Annotated in this window: 1 protein-coding gene; it reads left to right on the top strand. The window is 69.3% G+C overall.

Translation table 11 applies throughout. The features are described from left to right. Window positions 1–824: glycosyltransferase (locus tag A5702_RS26690; protein WP_068220402.1), on the top strand; the 824-nt coding region annotated here is incomplete at both ends.

Genomic DNA, 824 nt, shown 5'->3' with positions numbered 1-824 from the left:
ATGCGGCCCAACGGCCAGCTGGTCTCGATCCTGCCGCCCCCGTTGGGTCGGTCGGCCATGATGGCGTTCGACTGGTTGGCCTGGCGCCTGAACAAGAAGCCCGAGGATGCGCAGCGGCGCGAACTCGGCCTGCCGAAGGCGAAGGGTCCCTCGCCGGCGCGCATCGCCCGACGGGGCGCGATGGAAATCCAGGCCTACGACGAGGCGTGTTTTCCGGGGTTGGCCGCCGAATGGGCGAAGTGGGACGGTCAGCGGCCGTTCGTCGGGGCGCTGACGATGGAGCTGACCACCGAACTCGACGACGACGTCGCCTCGTGGATCGCGGCGGGATCCCCGCCGATTTGCTTCGGCTTCGGCAGCATGCCGGTGGCGTCGCCGGCCGAGACCGTCCAGATGATCGCCTCCGCCTGCGGCGAGCTGGGGGAGCGGGCGTTGCTCTGCGCCGGTTCGAGCGACTACAGCGACGTGCCGAGCTTCGACCACGTCAAGGTGGTGGGGGCGGTGAATTACGCGAAGATCTTCCCCGCCTGCCACGCGGTGGTCCACCATGGCGGCTCGGGCACCACGGCCGCCAGCCTGCGCGCCGGAGTTCCGACGTTGATCCTCTGGAGCTCGGCGGATCAGCCCTACTGGGGGGCCCAGGTCAAGCGACTGGAAGTCGGTACGGCCCGGCGCTTCTCGAAGACCACCAGCAAATCCCTGGTGGCAGACCTGCGGCAAACCCTCACCCCGTCCTACGCCACCCGGGCCCGCGAGATCGCCACCCGGATGACCAAGCCCAGCGAAAGCGTCGCGAAGGCCGCCGACCTCTTCGAAGCGATGGC

Source organism: Mycobacterium sp. E3339, assembly GCF_001666915.1.
Classification (GTDB): Bacteria; Actinomycetota; Actinomycetes; order Mycobacteriales; family Mycobacteriaceae; genus Mycobacterium.
The sequence above is the reverse complement of the archived record's forward strand: the minus strand, read 5'-3'. Positions and strand labels throughout refer to the sequence as shown.